The organism is Rhodovulum sp. MB263 (assembly GCF_002073975.1).
Lineage (GTDB): Bacteria > Pseudomonadota > Alphaproteobacteria > Rhodobacterales > Rhodobacteraceae > Rhodovulum.
The window spans coordinates 2,202,003-2,219,200 of sequence record NZ_CP020384.1 but is presented as its reverse complement, the minus strand read 5'-3'; the positions used below and the strand labels follow the sequence as shown (position 1 = coordinate 2,219,200).

The 17,198-nt window shown below is 66.2% G+C and carries 21 protein-coding genes; 12 read left to right on the top strand and 9 right to left on the bottom strand.

The features are described 5' to 3' along the window. Nucleotides 1–59 precede the first annotated feature (59 nt). Together B5V46_RS10325 and B5V46_RS10320 are read left to right on the top strand one after the other, a co-directional pair. The gene (locus B5V46_RS10325) at nucleotides 60–665 is read left to right on the top strand and encodes a cyclopropane-fatty-acyl-phospholipid synthase family protein (RefSeq protein ID WP_080616528.1); all 606 of its coding nucleotides are present in this window, start codon (nucleotides 60–62) and stop codon (nucleotides 663–665) included. Nucleotides 666–723: 58 nt separating this feature from the next. Then, nucleotides 724–2,082, top strand: a complete 1,359-nt coding sequence (locus tag B5V46_RS10320) for an MATE family efflux transporter (RefSeq protein ID WP_080616527.1) — start codon at nucleotides 724–726, stop codon at nucleotides 2,080–2,082. Nucleotides 2,083–2,180: 98 nt separating this feature from the next. On the opposite strand, the gene B5V46_RS10315 is transcribed toward B5V46_RS10320, so the two are convergent. Next, the gene (locus tag B5V46_RS10315) at nucleotides 2,181–3,383 is read right to left on the bottom strand and encodes a pyridoxal phosphate-dependent aminotransferase (RefSeq protein WP_080616526.1); all 1,203 of its coding nucleotides are present in this window, start codon (nucleotides 3,381–3,383) and stop codon (nucleotides 2,181–2,183) included. 89 nt (nucleotides 3,384–3,472) lie between these two features. On the opposite strand from B5V46_RS10315, the gene B5V46_RS10310 reads away from it, so the two are divergent. The 3 genes from B5V46_RS10310 to B5V46_RS10300 all read left to right on the top strand — a co-directional run bounded on the left by B5V46_RS10310 (nucleotide 3,473) and on the right by B5V46_RS10300 (nucleotide 4,724). Then, a complete protein-coding gene (locus B5V46_RS10310; RefSeq protein WP_080616525.1) occupies nucleotides 3,473–3,877 on the top strand; it encodes a helix-turn-helix domain-containing protein in 405 nt (134 codons plus the stop codon). 1 nt (nucleotide 3,878) lies between these two features. Further along, nucleotides 3,879–4,139, top strand: a complete 261-nt coding sequence (locus B5V46_RS10305) for a succinate dehydrogenase assembly factor 2 (protein WP_080616524.1) — start codon at nucleotides 3,879–3,881, stop codon at nucleotides 4,137–4,139. 87 nt (nucleotides 4,140–4,226) lie between these two features. Then, nucleotides 4,227–4,724 (top strand): MarR family winged helix-turn-helix transcriptional regulator, encoded by a 498-nt coding sequence (locus B5V46_RS10300; protein WP_080616523.1) that lies wholly within the window; start codon nucleotides 4,227–4,229, stop codon nucleotides 4,722–4,724. On the opposite strand, the gene B5V46_RS20855 is transcribed toward B5V46_RS10300, so the two are convergent. Genes B5V46_RS20855 through B5V46_RS10285 form a run of 4 tightly spaced genes read right to left on the bottom strand, consistent with a single transcriptional unit; the run spans nucleotide 4,718 to nucleotide 6,564 of the window. Next, complete coding sequence (locus B5V46_RS20855; protein WP_369822839.1) at nucleotides 4,718–5,170, bottom strand: hypothetical protein; 453 nt, start codon at nucleotides 5,168–5,170, stop codon at nucleotides 4,718–4,720. The two genes, B5V46_RS10300 and B5V46_RS20855, sit on opposite strands and share 7 nt — an antisense overlap. A gap of 41 nt (nucleotides 5,171–5,211) precedes the next feature. After that, nucleotides 5,212–5,448 carry a hypothetical protein gene (locus B5V46_RS20850; protein WP_369822853.1) on the bottom strand — a complete coding sequence of 79 codons (237 nt, stop codon included), beginning with the start codon at nucleotides 5,446–5,448 and terminating at the stop codon, nucleotides 5,212–5,214. Further along, nucleotides 5,441–6,142 (bottom strand): DUF1194 domain-containing protein, encoded by a 702-nt coding sequence (locus B5V46_RS10290; RefSeq protein WP_080616521.1) that lies wholly within the window; start codon nucleotides 6,140–6,142, stop codon nucleotides 5,441–5,443. Before B5V46_RS10290 ends, B5V46_RS20850 begins: the two co-directional genes overlap by 8 nt. Next, nucleotides 6,136–6,564: a VOC family protein gene (locus tag B5V46_RS10285; protein ID WP_080616520.1), complete on the bottom strand. Its 429-nt coding sequence runs from the start codon at nucleotides 6,562–6,564 to the stop codon at nucleotides 6,136–6,138. Before B5V46_RS10285 ends, B5V46_RS10290 begins: the two co-directional genes overlap by 7 nt. Nucleotides 6,565–6,910: 346 nt before the next feature. Between B5V46_RS10285 and thyX the strand changes: the two genes are divergently transcribed. Both thyX and B5V46_RS10275 read left to right on the top strand, forming a co-directional pair. Then, nucleotides 6,911–7,822 carry an FAD-dependent thymidylate synthase gene (gene thyX, locus B5V46_RS10280; RefSeq protein ID WP_080616519.1) on the top strand — a complete coding sequence of 304 codons (912 nt, stop codon included), beginning with the start codon at nucleotides 6,911–6,913 and terminating at the stop codon, nucleotides 7,820–7,822. A 486-nt stretch (nucleotides 7,823–8,308) separates the two neighbouring features. Continuing rightward, nucleotides 8,309–8,707, top strand: coding sequence for a DUF2177 family protein (locus tag B5V46_RS10275; RefSeq protein ID WP_155774168.1), 399 nt, complete (start codon nucleotides 8,309–8,311; stop codon nucleotides 8,705–8,707). A 61-nt stretch (nucleotides 8,708–8,768) separates the two neighbouring features. Here the strand turns inward: B5V46_RS10275 and B5V46_RS10270 are convergent, their stop codons facing one another. After that, nucleotides 8,769–8,975: a cold-shock protein gene (locus B5V46_RS10270; protein WP_042461564.1), complete on the bottom strand. Its 207-nt coding sequence runs from the start codon at nucleotides 8,973–8,975 to the stop codon at nucleotides 8,769–8,771. A gap of 222 nt (nucleotides 8,976–9,197) precedes the next feature. Here B5V46_RS10270 and B5V46_RS10265 point away from each other — a divergent pair, with 222 nt between their 5' ends. After that, complete coding sequence (locus B5V46_RS10265) at nucleotides 9,198–9,524, top strand: arsenate reductase family protein (RefSeq protein ID WP_080616517.1); 327 nt, start codon at nucleotides 9,198–9,200, stop codon at nucleotides 9,522–9,524. An 82-nt stretch (nucleotides 9,525–9,606) separates the two neighbouring features. On the opposite strand, the gene thrS is transcribed toward B5V46_RS10265, so the two are convergent. Both thrS and B5V46_RS10255 read right to left on the bottom strand, forming a co-directional pair. Further along, entirely contained in the window at nucleotides 9,607–11,553 is a 1,947-nt protein-coding gene (gene thrS / locus B5V46_RS10260; protein WP_080616516.1) for a threonine--tRNA ligase, read from the bottom strand. Nucleotides 11,554–11,698: 145 nt separating this feature from the next. Then, entirely contained in the window at nucleotides 11,699–14,752 is a 3,054-nt protein-coding gene (locus B5V46_RS10255) for a valine--tRNA ligase (protein WP_080616515.1), read from the bottom strand. Between the two features lie 372 nt (nucleotides 14,753–15,124). Here B5V46_RS10255 and B5V46_RS19770 point away from each other — a divergent pair, with 372 nt between their 5' ends. The 4 genes from B5V46_RS19770 to B5V46_RS10240 all read left to right on the top strand — a co-directional run bounded on the left by B5V46_RS19770 (nucleotide 15,125) and on the right by B5V46_RS10240 (nucleotide 16,192). Further along, nucleotides 15,125–15,271, top strand: a complete 147-nt coding sequence (locus B5V46_RS19770; protein ID WP_155774019.1) for a hypothetical protein — start codon at nucleotides 15,125–15,127, stop codon at nucleotides 15,269–15,271. After that, entirely contained in the window at nucleotides 15,268–15,471 is a 204-nt protein-coding gene (locus tag B5V46_RS10250) for a hypothetical protein (RefSeq protein ID WP_080616514.1), read from the top strand. The genes B5V46_RS19770 and B5V46_RS10250 overlap by 4 nt, the downstream gene beginning before the upstream one ends. Nucleotides 15,472–15,599: 128 nt before the next feature. Then, nucleotides 15,600–15,938 (top strand): hypothetical protein, encoded by a 339-nt coding sequence (locus B5V46_RS10245; RefSeq protein ID WP_080616513.1) that lies wholly within the window; start codon nucleotides 15,600–15,602, stop codon nucleotides 15,936–15,938. A 77-nt stretch (nucleotides 15,939–16,015) separates the two neighbouring features. Further along, nucleotides 16,016–16,192, top strand: a complete 177-nt coding sequence (locus B5V46_RS10240; protein ID WP_155774018.1) for a hypothetical protein — start codon at nucleotides 16,016–16,018, stop codon at nucleotides 16,190–16,192. A gap of 131 nt (nucleotides 16,193–16,323) precedes the next feature. Here B5V46_RS10240 and B5V46_RS10235 read toward each other — a convergent pair whose 3' ends face one another. Beyond that, a complete protein-coding gene (locus B5V46_RS10235) occupies nucleotides 16,324–17,193 on the bottom strand; it encodes a methylenetetrahydrofolate reductase (RefSeq protein WP_080616511.1) in 870 nt (289 codons plus the stop codon). Nucleotides 17,194–17,198 lie beyond the last annotated feature (5 nt).

The following is a 17,198-nucleotide window of genomic DNA, read 5'->3' as shown; positions in this document are numbered from 1 at the left end:
CCCGCCCGGCTTGCACCGGCCGTTTCGAAGGCCATATCGGCGGGCAGGAGGATCTGCCGATGTGGAATGAGCGTTACGCCGGAGACGACTATCTGTTCGGGACCGAGCCTTCGGCCTTTCTGACGCGCGAGGCGGCGCGGCTGCCGCCCGGCGCGCAGGTGCTGTCGGTCGCCGAGGGCGAGGGACGGAACGCGGTCTGGCTGGCGGGGCAGGGGCACAAGGTGACCGCGGTCGAGGCCGCGCCCAATGCGCTTGCCAAGGCGCGACGGCTGGCCGGGGCGCGTGGCGTGAGCGTCACGTTTTGCGAGGCCGATATCGAGCGCTGGGACTGGGCGCCCGGCGCCTATGATGCGGTTCTGGGCATCTTCATCCAGTTCGGCGACCGCGCCGCGCAGGACCGGATCTTCGCGGGGATGCGGCGGACGCTCAGGCCGGGCGGGCTGGTCCTGTTGCAGGGCTATGCGCCGCGGCAGGTCGAATACGGCACCGGCGGGCCGGGCGATCCGGCGAAGATGTATACCGAGCCGCTCCTGCGCGAGCGCTTCGCCGGGTTCGAGATCCTGATGCTGCGCGATTACGACACCGAGCTGGCCGACGGGCCGGGCCATTCCGGCCGTTCGGCGCTGGTCGAGATGGTGGCCCGAAAGCCGCGTCCCGAGGCATGACGCACCCCCGCAAGGCGGGGCTCTTGCCGCCGCCCCGGGGCGGGGCTATGCCCCGGGCATGACGTCCGCACAATCCCCTTCATTGTCCGCGCATCTGCGCGCGACACTCGCCCTCGGGCTGCCGCTTGTCGGCAGCCACCTGGCGCAATTCGGCATTTCGCTGACCGATGCGATCATGCTCGGCTGGTACGATGTCGGCGCGCTGGCGGCCGAGGTGCTGGCGACGTCGCTGTTCTTCGTGCTGTTCGTGGTGATTTCGGGCTTTGCCTGGGCGGTGATGCCGATGATCGCGACCGCCGCGGCAGCGGGCGACGAGACCCAGGTCCGGCGCGTGACCCGGATGGCGCTGTGGATCTGCCTCGGCTTCGGGCTGCTGACCGTGCCCGTCTTCTTCATGTCCGAGCGCTTCTTCCTCGCATTGGGCCAGACCGCCGGTCTGTCGGCCATGGCGCAGGACTATCTGGTCGTCGGCGGTCCGGGCCTGTTGCCGGCGCTGGTGGTGATGGTGCTGAAAAGCTATCTCGCGGCGCTGGAACGCGCCCGGGTGGTGCTGTGGATCACGCTTGGCGCGGTCGCGGTCAACGCCTTTGGCAACTACATGCTGATCTTCGGCAAGTTCGGCCTGCCCGAGCTGGGTCTGCAGGGTGCGGCGCTGTCCTCGCTGATCGTGAACCTGGTGTCGATGGTTGCGGTCATGGTCTACGTCCTCTGGGCCACGCCCGAGCACGCGCTGTTCCGCAGGATCTGGCGTCCGGACTGGGAGGCGTTCTGGCGGGTGTTCCGGCTGGGCTGGCCGATCGGGCTGACAAACCTCGCCGAGGTCGGGCTTTTCGCGGCCTCGTCGGTGATGATGGGCTGGATCGGCGAGGTCACGCTGGCCGCGCATGGCATTGCGCTGCAGATCACCTCGGCGATCTTCATGGTTCATCTGGGGCTGTCGAACGCTGCGACGATCCGGGCGGGTGCGGCGCTTGGCCGGCGCGACCGGACCGGACTTTATCGGGGCGCGGTGGCGGCCTTCGGGGTGTCGGGGGTTGCGGTGGCGGTTTCGGTCGTGGCCTTCCTGGTCTGGCCCGAGCCGCTGATCGGGCTGTTCCTCGACCCCGGCTCGTCCGACCGGGCGGCGGTCATGGCCGTCGGCACCGGGCTTCTGGCGGCGGCAGCTCTGTTCCAGCTGGTCGATGCGGCGCAGGTGATGGCGCTGGGCCTTCTGCGCGGGGTTCAGGATACCCGGGTGCCGATGGTGATGGCGGGGATCAGCTACTGGCTGGTGGGAATGCCGGTCGGATACGCGCTGGGATTCGGGCTCGGCTGGGGCGGCGTCGGGATCTGGCTGGGGCTCGCCTCGGGGCTGGCGCTGGCGGGCGTTCTGATGATGAGCCGGTTCTGGTCGCGCGACTGGGTGCCCGCCGTCTGATGGCGGGCCTCCTGTCTGGAGTGCGCCCGATATGGCTTGATGGCCGTGAGGCTGGCGCCCGCGCTTGCCCCTGAGGGGGGCCGGCGGGCGCCGCGATTTCAGCTCAGGCCGGCACAGAAGTCCTGGATGCGGGTGCAGGCCTCTTTCAGCGCCTCATCCGAGGTCGCGTAGCTGACCCGGAAGTTGGGCGACAGCCCGAAGGCCGCGCCGAAGACCACGGCCACGCCCTTTTCCTCCAGCAGCGCGGTCGCGAAGACCTCGTCATTCTCGATCTTCACCCCGGCGGGCGTCGTCTTGCCGATGCAGCCCGCGATCGAGGGATAGACGTAGAAGGCGCCCTCGGGCACCGGGCAGTCGATGCCCTCGGCCTGGTTCAGCATCTCGACCACCATGTCGCGGCGGCGCTGGAACACCGCGTTGTTCGACGCGATGAAATCCTGCGGGCCGGTCAGCGCCTCGAGTGCGGCCCATTGCGAGATCGAGCAGGGGTTCGAGGTCGATTGCGACTGGATCTTGCCCATCGCCTTGATCAGGGCGGCGGGGCCCGCGGCATAGCCGATCCGCCAGCCGGTCATGGCATAGGCCTTCGAGACGCCGTTGCAGGTCAGGGTGCGGTCGTAAAGCCCGGGCTCGACTTCGGCGGGAGTGCAGAATTCGAAATCGCCATAGGTCAGCTTTTCATACATGTCATCGGACATGATATGCACATGCGGATGGCGCATCAGAACCTCGGTCAGCGCCTTCAGCTGATCGCGCGTATAGCCTGCGCCGGTCGGGTTCGAGGGCGAGTTGAAGATGAACCACTTGGTCTTCGGCGTGATCGCCGCTTCCAGAGCCTCGGGCGTGATCCGGAAACCGGTCTCCATCTTGCCTTCGACGATGACCGGCTCGCCGCCCGCCAGCAGCACCATGTCGGGATAGCTGACCCAGTAGGGCGCGGGGATGATCACCTCGTCGCCGGGGTTGAGCGTCGCCATCAGCGCGTTGTAGAGGATCTGCTTGCCGCCGGTCCCGACGCTGACCTGGGCCGGTTCGTAATCGAGATTGTTGTCGGCCTTGAACTTGGCGCAGATCGCCTTTTTCAGCTCGGGCAGGCCATCGACGGCGGTGTATTTCGTCTCGCCCCGGTCGATGGCGGCCTTGGCCGCGTCCTTGACGTTCTGGGGCGTGTCGAAATCGGGCTCGCCCGCGCCAAGACCGATCACGTCCTTGCCCGCGGCCTTGAGTTCCCGAGCCTTGGTGCTTACCGCGATGGTCGGCGAGGGTTTCACACGCGCGAGTGTCGCAGACAGGAAGGACATGGTCGTCTCCGGTTTGAAGTTGGGGTCACTTTCTCATAGGGTGCCTTAGGAAACCGTTCAAGCGGCTTTGCCGAAAGGAGCTTGCACCGATGGGCACTTCCGAACCCGACGCAGCCGACTGGTATTCCGAGGATGCGGCCACTTTCGGCGACCGGGTGATCGCCGCGCGCGAGGCGCTGAGCATGACCCAGACCGAACTGGCCAAGCGGCTGGGCGTCCGGCTCGATACCGTGAAGGACTGGGAAGACGATCTGAGCGAGCCGCGCTCGAACAAGCTGCAGACGCTGGCGGGCGTTCTCAACGTGTCCATCATGTGGCTTCTGAACGGGCATGGCGACGGGCTCGAGGGGCCGGCCGACGAGGCGGTCATTCCCGGCGATGTGCGCAGCATCCTGGGCGAGATCCGCGCGGTGCGGGCCGACATGACGCGGCTTGCCAACCGGCTTGGGGTGCTGGAAAAGCGGCTTCGTCAGGCGTTGAAGGAGCATGGCTGAGATGACCGAGTCGACCGAGTCCCGCCGCAAGCGGATGCATATCCGGGCCTGGCGGCGCGGCACCAAGGAAATGGACCTGATCCTCGGCGGCTATGCCGATGCCCGACTGGCGGCCATGGACGAGACCGAGCTTGAGGCTTTCGACGCTTTGCTCGCCCAGGACGACCACGCCCTCTATCAATGGGTTACGGGGCAGGCGGCGGCGCCCGAAGCCTTCGCGCCTCTGGTCGCCGAACTGGCTGCGCGACCGGCCCAGGGCTAGGAGTTTCCCGCCTTTTCCGCGTTTTAACCGAATATTCGCGACTCATTTCATATTCCTGTCCCGGCACTGCGAACAGCGGAGACTGAAATGAGCATCCATTCCCCCATCCCGGAGGGCGATCATCGGGAAGTCATGACCGACTATCTCGAGGCGCTTTCCCTGGTCGAGCGGCTGCACCGCCTGCTGCTGGACGTGATCAAGGACGAGTTCGAGCGCCTCGGCGTGCTGGAACTGAACTCGGTCCAGGCCCTTCTGCTGTTCAATATCGGCGAGAACGAGGTGACCGCGGGCGAACTGAAATCCCGGGGCTACTATCAGGGTTCGAACGTGTCCTACAATCTCAAGAAACTCGTCGAGAAAGGCTATATGCACCATCAGCGCTGCGAGATCGACCGCCGTGCCGTGCGTGTGCGTCTGACGCCCAAGGGCCGCGAGATCCGCGAAATCGTGGGTCGGCTGTTCTCGCGCCATGCCGAGGGGCTGGTGGCGCGCGATGTCATCGACGATGACGGCCTGCGCGACATCACCGCGGCGCTGAAGCGCATGGAGCGCTACTGGTCGGATCAGATCCGCTACATCTACTGAGGCCTGCGGGGCAGGGGCGGGGTCTGTCCGGCGGTCATGCTCGGCAGCTCGCGTAGAAGCTTGCGCGCCACCGCCGCTGCGAGGTGGGAAAAGCCGCTGGCGATCCCGGCGCAGGCAGCGGGGCCGCCGGGCCCGGAATGATCGACCCGCTCGTCGCAATCGGCCCTGGCAGGATCGACCGCGTATCGCGGCGCCGATACCCATCGCCTGCGCATCGGCTCTGACCTCGCTGATCGCAACCTGCCACGGCCGTTCGTTGAGGGACTGTCGCCGGTCAGACCGAGCGTCTCCAGCCAGAGGTCGCTGCGTTCTGTCGGCAGCATGCCGCCCCGGCCAAGTGCCGCCTTCATGGCCATGATCCGCTCCGGCGAGGGTCTGCCGGTCCGGCGCAGCCTCTCGGCCGCCCGTGCCAATGTCGCCGGGCTGGCGATTTCCGTCTCGGACAGGACCAGCCTCTGATCGGGCAGGCCGCTCCCTTCGAAGATTGTCAGCGCGACCGGTGCCGGGGGATCTGCCGGAACGCGGCCTGCATCTCGGGCCGCAGCAGCGCCGGGGCCAGCCCGTCGCGCTGGAGCAGATCGTTCCCGGCATCGACGCAGCCCGAGACATCCAGCCCGGTGGCCGGCGGCAGCCGGCGGCCCTGGGGCGGGCAGCATACGGGGCGGGTCAGAAGAGCTGTTCCTGCGCGCGCGACCCCGGCCCCCGGCCGCATCGGCTCAGCCACCGCCCGGCGGCAGGGCGAGGCGCCCGCCATAGACCCGCGCCGAGACCTCGCGCATCAGCTTGCGCCGGATCGCGCGCTCGAAATCGGCAAAGTCGCGCGCGGTCTCGACGAAGGCGCCGGGCCCCCGGATCACCCGGTCGCGGTAGAAGGCGAAGACCTCGGAATCGCTGGGGCTGCCGCCGCCGATTGCCAGACCGTTGACCGTGATGCCCTGGAAGGGAAAGCTGCGATAGGCCAGCTCGGGGCCGAAGCCGTCATTGTTGATGCCGTCGCCCGAGATGTCGAGGGTCCGCGCCGCGCAATCGGGCGCGCTGTCGAACAGCCGCGCCCCGAAGCCGAGCCCGAAGCCCATCGCGGTGGGGAAGGCTGCATAGGAGCGGCGCGATCCGGCAATCGTCTCGGCCGCGCCGAGCATCGCCTCGGGGCTGTCCATCATCCTCCAGCCCAGCACCACGCGCTGCTGATAGCGTCCGCTCCATTCATAGACGGCCAGGGCCACCGGCAGTTCGGGCACCGACAGGAACTCGGCCTGGATCTCGGGCGCGGCCAGCGCCGCGGCCAGTCCGGCCCGCTGCAGCGCGTCCTCGCCCGGATCGACCGAGGACGAGATGTCGAGAGCAAGAAGCAGGGCCAGCCGACAGCCGGCCTCTGCCTTGAAGGGCGCAAGCGCCAGGAAGGCGGCGAACCTTACCAATGCCCCGTATTGGGCATGCTGGCCCAGGGTTCGGCCGGGGCCAGCGCCTCGCCGATCTGCAACAGCTCGATCGAGATATTGTCGGGGCTGCGCACGAAGGCCATATGCCCGTCGCGCGGCGGACGGTTGATGGTCACGCCGGCCTCCTGCAGGCGCGCGCAGATGTCGTAGATATTCTCGACCCCGTAGGCGAGATGGCCGAAATGACGGCTGTCCGAGGGCAGCCCCTCGTCGCCGTCCCAGTTATAGGTCAGCTCGACCGGGCAGTCTTCCTGTCCGGGAGGGGCGAGGAAGATCAGGGTGAAGCGGCCCTTGTCATTCTCGACCCGCCGGGTCTCGGTCAGTCCGAGCAGGCGGTAGAACGCCAGGGATGCCTCGAGGTCCTTCACCCGGACCATGGTGTGCAGGTAACGAATTTTCATGCATGCCTCCGTCTTCTGCGCTGCCATCTAGGACGGATCGGCAGCTCGGCGAGGGGGCAGAGGACCACGCCCTGATGGATGCGGGCGTCGGCGCAGGCACCAAGAGGGGCAGGCACGACGGGGCTGTGCCCGGCGCCCGTTCCGTTCGAAGCCTGCTGGCCGCGGCATCTGCCTGTTTTCATCAAAGCGCAGGTTCCTCGTCCGGGCGCGTGTCGCAGAGCGCGGGCCGTTGCAGGAAAACATCGCCGGGCCTTGCTGCACGAGCCACAGGATGTCGCCGTTTTTCTTGGCGTCCGGCATATATATAGTCCGCCGCGACTCACATGCTTGCCGGAAAGGACGCCCGATGCCCGTGACTGAGGATCAGCTAGCCGAGATCGAGGCCCAGCGCGCCGAGACCGCGCCGACCCGTCGGGTGGTGGCCGAGGGCATGGAGGCCCGGCTTTACACCCTCCATCCGGTGCTCGACCACGGTTTCGTGCGGGTGGTCGACTACATGGGCGACGATGCCGCGATCTGTCAGGCGGCACGGGTCAGCTACGGGCGCGGCACCAAGGCGGTCTCGAATGACGAGGGGCTGATCCGCTACCTGATGCGGCACTGGCATTCGACGCCCTTCGAGATGTGCGAGGTCAAGTTCCACGTCAAGCTGCCGGTTTTCGTCGCCCGGCAATGGATCCGTCACCGCACGGCGAATGTGAACGAATATTCGGCGCGTTATTCGATCCTCGACCGTGAATTCTACATTCCCGCCCCCGACGCGCTGGCCGCGCAATCGACGGTGAACAACCAGGGCCGCGGCGAGCTTCTGGAAGGCGAGGAAGCGGCGCGGGTGCTGGAGATCCTCAAAGCCGATGCCGGACGCTGCTATGACAATTACGAGGCGATGCTGGGACAGGACGGCCAGAAGGGGCTGGCGCGCGAATTGGCGCGGATGAACCTGCCCGCGAATATCTACACGCAATGGTACTGGAAATGCGATCTGCACAATCTGTTCCATTTCCTGCGCCTGCGCGCCGACAGCCATGCGCAATACGAGATCCGGGTCTATGCGCAGACCATCTGCGAAATCGTGGCCGATTGGGTGCCGGTGGCCTACAAGGCCTTCGAGGATTACCGCATCGGCGGGGTCAACCTCTCGGGACCGGCGATGGACTGCATCCGTCGCATGCTGAAGGGCGAGGCCGTGACGCAGGAAACCTCGGGCATGTCGAAGGGGGAATGGCGTGAATTCGAGGGCGTCCTGAAGCGGGACTGAGCGGCGGCCATGTCGGATGCTGCGGCCATGGTCGCCAGTTGCCGGTTGCGCTGAGAAGGCTGGCCGAGGGGAAGTCGTTGATCCGACATCCCCGGGGGGCGCGGCTTTCGTCGGGCCAGCGGTCTTGCAAGGCATTGGCAGGACAAAGTGCAAGGACGGGAGTCCCGAAACGCCATCGTGCCGCGGAATTGAAACCCGCCTTGCCCCGACCATGCGGGGCAAGCGGTTCTCTGCGGTAAGCTAGCCTCCTCTCGGCTGGGGACCGGACGGGGGATGGCCGGTCGGAACAGGGCGGCCAGCCCGCCGACAAGGCGCAGAGCGCAACCGGCGCGCCCAGCCGCACCTTGTCAGGCCCCATGGCCCGGTTTCCGATCTCGGCGGTCGTGCCTGCCTCACGGCTTCGGGCAAGGTCCGGGGAACCTGCACCGCACTCCGGACGTTGGCCGCCCGTAAGGGAAAAGCCATGAAGGAGCGGCAATGTCCGTCATCATCGCCATCATTCTATATCTGGTCACGGTGCTGGTATTTCTGGCGCTCGATGCCTTGATGCTGCGCCATGTCATGCAGCCGCTTTTCGCGCGCTATCTCGGCGACTGGATGCGCGACCGGCCACGCATGGGGGCGGCGGCGGTGTTCTACATGGCCTATGTTCTTGGGCTTGTCTGGCTGGTGTCCTGGCCCGCGCTGGTGCGAGGCAATCCGGGACAGGCGCTGATCGAGGGCATGGTGGTCGGCGCAATGGCCTATGGGACCTATGAATTCACCAATTTCGCGACGCTGAAACGCTGGTCGCCGCTGCAGGTGGCGCTCGATACCTGCTGGGGGACCATTCTGACCGGGGTCTCGGCCTGTATCGGGGTCTTCGTCGCGCGGATCTTCGTCTGACGCGCGACATCCGGTGAACAGTGGCAGCAGGCGCTGCCACCGTCCGCGTCTGCGTCTGCGATCAGATAGCCCGGAGATCCCCGGCCGACTTGCGACCGTCGCGGCCCTCGATCATTTCATAGGCGACCTTCTGATTATCGCTCAACCCGGTCATGCCAGCGCGCTCGACGGCGGAAATGTGCACGAACACGTCCTTGCCGCCATCGTCGGGGGCGATGAAGCCGTAGCCCTTGGTGGTGTTGAACCATTTCACGGTGCCGGTGGGCATCGTCTGTCTCTCCTCGGTCTTTTCCGCGCCCGCGGGATTGCGGCGCGGTAGGTCACAGCCAGGTCTTCCAGTCTTCCGGCTGCCCCTGAAGGAGGAGCGGTCGTCCAGGTCGTCTGCCGTCACATGAGAAACAATGCAGTAAGATTCGTGAAAAAATCAAGACCCCTGTAGATTGTACCGTAAACTCGGCTAGGTTGTGCTGGGAAACAATCGAGGTTTGGAATGGTTATTTACGGTTTAAAAACATGCGATTCCTGTCGAAAGGCAAAGTCGGCGCTGTTGGGCATGGGCAAGGAGGTCCAATTGCACGACCTGCGCGACGATCCGCTGAGCCGGGATGAGCTGGCCCGATTCCTCGCGGCGCTGGGGCCGGATCTGGTGAATCGGCGGTCGACCACATGGCGCGGGCTCGACGAGGCGGCGCGGGCGGGCGATCCGCTCGATCTGCTCGAGGCCCATCCGACGCTGATGAAACGCCCGGTCATCGAGGCCGGGGGGCAGCTTTACCTGGGCTGGAACACCAGGACCGAAGCCGCGCTGAACGGCTGAGCCACCGGGGGCTTGCAGGCCTGCAGACAGATCGAAGGCGCCGGATCACCCGGCGCCTTTTCGTTTCGTGCAGCTCTTCGGCTCAGGCCAGATCGGGGGCCTTTGCATCCGCCGTCAGCGTGGCGACGATGGCATCGAGCGCCAGGGTCTCGGTGCGGTTTTCGCCCAGACGGCGGACAGAGACCGTACGCTCCTCGACTTCGCGCGGACCGATGGCGAGGATTACCGGCACCTTGGACAGCGAATGTTCGCGGACCTTGTAGTTGATCTTCTCGTTGCGAATATCGGCCTCGGCGCGGACGCCCGCAGCCTTCAGCGTCGCGACGATCTCGGCCACGTAATCGTCGGCCTCCGACACGATCGACGCCACCACGACCTGGCGCGGCGCCAGCCAGAACGGCAGCTTGCCTGCGTAATTCTCGATCAATATGCCGATGAACCGTTCGAACGAGCCCACGACCGCACGGTGCAGCATGATCGGGCGGTGCTTGTCGCCATCGGCGCCGATATAGGTCGCGTCCAGCCGTTCGGGCAGGTTCGGGTCGACCTGCAGCGTACCGCATTGCCAGTCGCGCCCGATGGCATCGCGCAGCACGAATTCGAGCTTGGGCCCGTAGAACGCGCCTTCGCCCTCGTTGATCTCGTACTCGTAGCCGGCGGCACGGCAGGCCGCTCCCAGCGCCTCTTCGGTGCGGTCCCAGCTTTCCTCGCTGCCGATGCGTTTCTCGGGGCGGGTCGAGAGCTTGACCGACCAGTCCGTGAAGCCGAGATCGGCATAGATCTTCGCCAGGAAGTCGATGAATTTCTTGGCTTCGGCCTCGATCTGATCCTCGGTGCAGAAGATATGCGCGTCATCCTGGGTAAAGCCGCGCACCCGCATGATGCCATGCAGCGCGCCCGAGGGTTCATAGCGGTTGCAGGACCCGAATTCGGCCATTCGCAAGGGCAGGTCGCGATAGGATTTGAGGCCCTGATTGAAGATCTGCACATGGCAGGGGCAGTTCATCGGCTTGAGCGCGTTGACGGCTTTCTGGCGGGCATGCTCCTCGTCGACTTCGACGATGAACATGTTTTCCTGGTAATTGTCCCAGTGGCCCGATTTCTCCCAGAGCTTGCGCTCGACGACCTGCGGGGTGTTCACCTCGACATAGCCGTCGCGCTCCTGCTGGCGGCGCATGTAATCCTGCAGCGTGGTGTAGATCTTCCAGCCATTCGGGTGCCAGAAGATCTGGCCCGGGGCCTCTTCCTGCAGGTGGAACAGATCCATCTCGCGGCCCAGCTTGCGATGGTCGCGCTTCTCGGCCTCTTCGAGGAAGGTCAGGTAATCCTTCAGCTCCTGCCGGCTGCGGAAGCCCACGCCATAGATCCGCTGCAGCATCGGCCGGTCCGAGTCGCCGCGCCAATAGGCGCCCGCGACCTTCATCAGCTTGAAGGCGTCGGCGGGCACCTGGCCGGTATGCTGAAGATGCGGACCGCGGCAGAGATCCTGCCAGTCGCCATGCCAGTACATCCGGATCTGCTGATCCTCGGGGATCATGCCGACGAGTTCCACCTTGTAGGGCTCGTCATTGTCCTCGTAATGCTTCACGGCGCGGGCACGGTCCCAGATCTCGGTGCGGACCGGGTCGCGGGCATTGATGATCTCTTTCATCTTCGCCTCGATCTGGCCCAGATCCTCGGGGGTGAAGGGCTCGGCACGGTCGAAATCGTAATACCAGCCGTTTTCGATGACCGGGCCGATGGTGACCTTCACATCGGGCCAGAGCGCCTGCACCGCCCGCGCCATGATATGCGCGAGGTCATGCCGGATCAGTTCCAGCGCCGGGGCGTCGTCCTTCATGGTGTTGATGGCGATCGAGGCATCTTCCGTGATCGGCCATTGCAGGTCGAAATGGCGGCCATTGACCTGGGCCGAAATCGCCTTCTTGGCCAGCGAGTTGGAGATGCCGGCCGCGATCTCGGCGGGGGTGATCCCGGCCTCGAAATCGCGCTGATTGCCATCGGGGAAGGTGAGAGTGATCTGGCCCATATCTGGCCTCCTCGTCGGTTTGGCGCCCACGGAACGCCCGGTTGCGGGTTATGTCGGTTGGTCTAGTGAACCCGCCGGAACAGCGAGTCAAGACGCCCGGGCTGCGGCAAGGCTGCCCGGGCGGTCCTGAAGGCGGCCTTCCGGCTCAGCCGAGTTCGGCCAGTCTTTCGAGCGCGATGCGCAGCTTCGTGGCCTCGCCGGTCTTGGCCTCGACCAGCTCCCTGGTTTCCTCGACCACGTCCTCGGGGGCGCTTTCGACGAATTTCGGGTTCTTCAGGCGGCCTTCGAGCCCCTTGAGATCCTTCTCGAGCTTCGAGAGCGTCTTTTCCAGCCGCGCCCGTTCGGCCGCGACATCGATGATGCCTTCAAGCGGCAGCGCGAAATTGCCGCCCTCGACCGCGATGGTGACGCAGCCCTTGGGCAGGGTCCCGGCCGCGATCAGGCTGTCGATCCGGGCCATGCGCCGGATCAGCGCCTCGTTGCGTTCCCAGGCGGCTTTGCCCGCGTCGTCGAGCTCGGTGTACAGCATCGGGATCCTGGCGCCTGCGGGCACGTTCATCTGGGCGCGGGCCGAGCGGATCTCCTCGATCAGCGCGATCACCCAGTTCATCTCGCTGTCGGCCTCTGCGTCGATCAGATCGGCGCCATAGGCGGGCCAGTCGGCATGGACCAGCATCTTCGCCCGTTCGGCGGTCGTGCCCCAGAGTTCCTCGGTGATATAGGGCATGATCGGGTGCAGCAGGATCAGGCACTGGTCGATCACCCAGGCCATGGTGGCGCGGGTCTCGGCCTTCTGGGCCTCGGTGCCATCCATGAGCAGGGGCTTCGAGAACTCGACATACCAGTCGCAGACCTTGCCCCAGACGAAGGCGTAAAGCGCATTGGCCGCGTCGTTGAAACGGTAATGGCTCAGCGCCTCGTCGACCGCTTCGCGCACGCGGGCGGTCTCGCCGACGATCCATGTGTTCACGGTTTCCGCAGGGGCGGGGATCTCGCCGGTGGGCGCGTAGCCCTCGAAGACGCCGTTCATCTCGGCAAAGCGGGTGGCGTTCCAGAGCTTGGTGCCGAAATTGCGGTAGCCCGCGATCCGGCTGGTCGAGAGCTTCAGATCGCGCCCCATGGCGGCCATGGCGGTCAGGGTGAAGCGCACCGCATCGGCGCCGTATTCGTCGATCAGCTCCAGCGGGTCGAGCACGTTGCCCAGGGACTTCGACATCTTCTTGCCCTTCTCGTCGCGGACGAGGGCATGGACATAGACGGTGTGGAACGGGATCTGCTCGACCACGGCCAGCTGCATCATCATCATCCGGGCGACCCAGAAGAAGATGATGTCGAAGCCGGTGATCAGCACATCGGTCGGGAAGTATTTCGCCAGTTCCGGCGTGGCCTCGGGCCAGCCCAGCGTGCCGATGGGCCAGAGCCCCGACGAGAACCAGGTGTCGAGGACGTCGGGGTCGCGCCAGATCGGATAGATCAGCCTGGTCGGGTCCTGGCTGAGATTGTAATCCGCAAGGCTCTCTGCCAGCGCCTCCTCGGCGGCGGCGCGGCCCGAGACCTCGATCACCCGCATCGCGTGCAGCGGCGCCGGCAGACCGGCGAGCACGTCCTGGAACTGCGCCGTGACCGTCTCGAAATCGGCGGCACAGTGATGGCGCGCGCCGCGCTGGACGAAGCCCTCGTTGAGCAGGCGGTAGAGCTCCACATCGTCAAGCGCGTTGTCGCCCTCATCGTCGGTGAAATGGGACCCGTCGAGGTTGAGCCCGTACCAGACCGGGATCTGATGGCCCCACCAGAGCTGGCGGCTGATGCACCAGGGCTCGATATTCTCCAGCCAGTGGAAATAGGTCTTGGCGTCGCGTTCGGGCAGGATACGGGTATAACCGGCCTTCTCGTCGAATGCGCCCGCCTCCTGTGCCGCCATGCCCTTGCGGACGGCGTCGAGCGCGGGGTCCACGATCTTGCGGGTGTCGACGAACCACTGGTCGGTCAGATAGGGCTCGATGGCGGTTTTCGAGCGGTCGCCATGGGGCACCATGTGCCGGTCGCTGTCGATGCCGTCGAGCCAGCCCTGCGCCTCGGCCTCGGCGACGATGGCCTTGCGCGCCTCGTAGCGGTCGAGCCCGTCGAACCGCGCGATGCAATCGTCAACCAGCGCCTCGTCGCAGCCTTCGGCGAAATCGGCATTGTCCTTCAGGAACATCGCGGCGCGGGTCGACATGATGTTGATGGCCCGAAGCCCGGTGCGCTGACCGACGCCCCAGTCGTTGAAATCATGCGCGGGCGTGATCTTGACGGCCCCGGTGCCCTTGGTCGGGTCGGCATAGTCATCGGCCACGATCGGGATCGACCGGCCGCAAAGCGGCAGCCGCACGGTCTTGCCGATCAGGTGCCGGTAGCGCGCGTCCTCGGGATGGACGGCAACGCCGGTATCGCCCAGCATGGTCTCGGGGCGGGTGGTCGCGACGACCAGATAATCGCGGGTCTCGAAGGCGGTGGGATTGCCCTCTTCGTCGAACTCGACCGGGTGCTCGTAGCTCGCGCCGGCCTCCAGCGGATAGCGCAGGCGCCACATGTTGCCGTCAAGCTCGACCTGCTCGACCTCGAGATCGGAAATCGCGGTCTCGAAATGCGGGTCCCAGTTCACCAGTCGCTTGCCGCGATAGATGAGGCCCTTGTTGTACATCTCGACGAAGACCTTGATGACGGCATCGTGGAAATTGCCGTCCTCGCCCTCTGGCGCGCCCGGGGCGCCCGACATGGTGAAGGCGTTGCGCGACCAGTCGCAGGAGGCGCCCAGGCGCTTGAGCTGGTTGATGATGGTGCCGCCCGAGCGGCCCTTCCAGTCCCAGACCTTTTCGAGGAATTTCTCGCGCCCCATTTCGCGGCGGCCGGGATTGCCCTCTTTCGCCAGTTGCCGTTCCACGACCATCTGGGTGGCGATGCCCGCATGGTCCTGGCCCGGCTGCCAGAGCGTGTCGAAGCCGCGCATCCGGTGCCAGCGCACAAGGATGTCCTGCAGCGTGTTGTTGAAGGCATGCCCCATATGCAGGCTGCCGGTCACGTTCGGCGGCGGGATCATGATGCAGAAGGTCTCGGGGCGCGAGGCATTCGCCCCGGCGGTGAAGCAGCCGGCTTTTTCCCAGGCCTCGTAGAGGCGCTGTTCGGCTTCGGCGGCATCGAAAGTCTTTTCCATCGGCATCGGAGGATCTCTTGCATCGAAAAGGGGCTGCGGCGTGATTACCGAAAGGCGCGGCCAAGGCCAACCCCTCCGGAAAGCCTTGTGGCGCGGGGGTTGCTCAAGGAGACAGCCAGAAGAGCCGTGGTGGAGAGGGGGCGGCCGGAACCGGCGCGGAGCACGGGTCGACGACCGGCGGTTTCTGACCGGGCAGGGGCTCCATGGTGACGATATCGCACCGGCCTCGGTGCTGCATGCCGTGTTCCGGCCCGCCCGGTCGCCCATGCCGAGATCCGGGCGCCTGAGCGGGTGTCGGCGCGGGCGGTGCACGGGGGGCGGTGATGGGGGCGACGGCCGCGCGGATGCCGCGCCCGCCCGCCGCGGGCCCCGGACCGGGTGCGTTTCGAGGGCGAGGCGATGGCGGTGGTGATTGCCGGGACCCCGCCGACCGCGAAGGATGCCGCCGAGCGGATCGCTTTCGACCTGGAGGATCTCGAGCCGCATCCGGAACTGACCAGCGGCAGGCCGCCGATAGATCCATGACGCCGTTTACCCTCGCCTGTGACTGGACGATGGACGACGATGCGGCGGTGCAGAAGGCATTCCGAACGACCGCGCGGAAGCTGCGGCTCAAGGTGGCCGACATCCGGGGGATCGTCACTTCGATGGAGCCCCGCAGCGCCTGGGCTGAGGGATCGGATGGGCGCCTGCAATTCCGAAAAGGCGCGGACGGTCCTTCCTGAGCTGTTCGCGAAGGTGCTGATCGGCCCCATGCCATTCCGTGGCCGTTTTTCGCGGTGAAGGGCGCCTATCCCAACACCATCCGGGCCAGTACGTCCCTGGCCGTGATCGAGGTCATGATATCGGGGTCATGATTGCGGGTGTCACGTCCTTGCTTGCCGCCGGGATGGGGATGCAGGCGCCAGAACTGGGCTTCGACGAGGACCGGTTCCGCGCACCCGGATCGAAGCTGGCGCCCGGGGCGATCGAACTGGCGGCGATGGCCCGCCGGGCGGGGCAGACGGATCTGTTGCGCCGCCGTGCCGACGGCACCCCGCCGGGGCCGCTCCTCTCCGAACAGCGTTCATGTTGCCGAGATCGGGATCGACCCCGAGCCGATGCGACGCGGGGTCTGCGTTATGCGGTGGCGGGTGATTTCGGCACGCCGATCAATCCGCGTCCGGCCGAGAAAAGGTGCATGGCGGGCTGAGGCGGTGCAGGGGCTTGGTCGGGCTCTGTGCGAGGGGGGGGCAGGACGATCATGGCCAGATTCTGACCGCGAGCTTCATGGTTCGCGCGATCCCGCGTGCGACCGATCTGCCTTTCGTGCGGCTCACGACCGAGCAGGTTTCATCGCCCGCCAATCCTCCGGTCATGTCGGGCTGCGGCGAGGCGGGAAGGGGGGCGATGGCGGCGGCCGACGATGCGATGCTGGATCCACTCTGTGGCAGGGGCATGTGGTGACATGCCCTTTACTTCCGAGCGGGTCTGGCGGCTGTTGCAGGCGATTGTCTGAGGCCGAACCGCGCCACAGGGGCGCGAATTTTCGACGAAAATTCGAACCGGGCGTCCTGCCTGAGGCCCGTAGGCGGGGCTCAGGCGACCTTTTCGAGATGCGCGTCGGGAACAACCCCCAGCGCATGGCAGATATCGCGGGTCAGATGCGGCTTGTTCAGCGTGTAGAAATGGAAGTCCCGCACGCCGCCTTCCATCAGCCCGGTGCAGAGCTCGGTCGCCATCGCCTTGCCCAGCAGCCCTTCCCGACCGTCGCGGATCGCGGTCTCGAAGGCCGCGTCGACATGGGGGGGCACATGCGCGCCGCAACGCTGGGCAAAGCGGCGAACGCCGGCCCATTTCTCGATCGGCAGGATGCCGGGGATGATCTTCGCGCCATCGATCCCCTGCTTCTCGCAGGCATCGCGGAAACGGAAGAAGGTCTCGGCCTCGAAGAAGAACTGGGTGATGGCCGTGTCCGCACCCGCCTCGAATTTCCGCTTGAGCCAAAGAACATCGGCATCGGGCGCGCCCGCCTCGGGATGCGGGTCGGGATAGGCGCCGACCCGGAGCCGGAATTTGCCGGTCGCGGCCAGCGCCTCGATCAACTGGCAGGAATTGGCAAATCCCTCGGGATGCGGTCGGAACGCGCCCTGGTCCTTCGGCGGGTCGCCCCGCAGCGCCACGATCTCGGTCACGCCCGCCGCCGCATAGGCCTCGGCGATCTCCAGCGTCTCGGCCCGTGTCGCGTCGACGCAGGTCAGATGGGCGGCGACGTTCAACCCGTAATGGTTGTGGATGGTCTCGACCGCCTCATGGGTCAGCTTGCGCGTGGTCCCGCCCGCGCCATAGGTCACCGACACGAAGGTCGGTTTCAGCGGCGCAAGCGCCTGCGCGGCTTCCCAGAGCCGGAAGCTTGCCTCCAGCGTCTGGGGCGGAAAGAACTCGAAGGACACGCGGGGGGCGGTCATGGCGG

Bases quoted from the DNA above. Each gene is read 5' to 3' on its own strand.
- B5V46_RS10325 (WP_080616528.1), top strand. From the start codon at position 60: ATGTGGAATGAGCGTTACGCCGGAGACGACTATCTGTTCGGGACCGAG.
- B5V46_RS10320 (WP_080616527.1), top strand. From the start codon at position 724: ATGACGTCCGCACAATCCCCTTCATTGTCCGCGCATCTGCGCGCGACA.
- B5V46_RS10315 (WP_080616526.1), bottom strand. From the start codon at position 3,383: ATGTCCTTCCTGTCTGCGACACTCGCGCGTGTGAAACCCTCGCCGACC.
- B5V46_RS10310 (WP_080616525.1), top strand. From the start codon at position 3,473: ATGGGCACTTCCGAACCCGACGCAGCCGACTGGTATTCCGAGGATGCG.
- B5V46_RS10305 (WP_080616524.1), top strand. From the start codon at position 3,879: ATGACCGAGTCGACCGAGTCCCGCCGCAAGCGGATGCATATCCGGGCC.
- B5V46_RS10300 (WP_080616523.1), top strand. From the start codon at position 4,227: ATGAGCATCCATTCCCCCATCCCGGAGGGCGATCATCGGGAAGTCATG.
- B5V46_RS10285 (WP_080616520.1), bottom strand. From the start codon at position 6,564: ATGAAAATTCGTTACCTGCACACCATGGTCCGGGTGAAGGACCTCGAG.
- thyX (WP_080616519.1), top strand. From the start codon at position 6,911: ATGCCCGTGACTGAGGATCAGCTAGCCGAGATCGAGGCCCAGCGCGCC.
- B5V46_RS10270 (WP_042461564.1), bottom strand. From the start codon at position 8,975: ATGCCCACCGGCACCGTGAAATGGTTCAACACCACCAAGGGCTACGGC.
- B5V46_RS10265 (WP_080616517.1), top strand. From the start codon at position 9,198: ATGGTTATTTACGGTTTAAAAACATGCGATTCCTGTCGAAAGGCAAAG.
- thrS (WP_080616516.1), bottom strand. From the start codon at position 11,553: ATGGGCCAGATCACTCTCACCTTCCCCGATGGCAATCAGCGCGATTTC.
- B5V46_RS10255 (WP_080616515.1), bottom strand. From the start codon at position 14,752: ATGCCGATGGAAAAGACTTTCGATGCCGCCGAAGCCGAACAGCGCCTC.
- B5V46_RS10250 (WP_080616514.1), top strand. From the start codon at position 15,268: ATGACGCCGTTTACCCTCGCCTGTGACTGGACGATGGACGACGATGCG.
- B5V46_RS10245 (WP_080616513.1), top strand. From the start codon at position 15,600: ATGATTGCGGGTGTCACGTCCTTGCTTGCCGCCGGGATGGGGATGCAG.
- B5V46_RS10240 (WP_155774018.1), top strand. From the start codon at position 16,016: ATGGTTCGCGCGATCCCGCGTGCGACCGATCTGCCTTTCGTGCGGCTC.
- B5V46_RS10235 (WP_080616511.1), bottom strand. From the start codon at position 17,193: ATGACCGCCCCCCGCGTGTCCTTCGAGTTCTTTCCGCCCCAGACGCTG.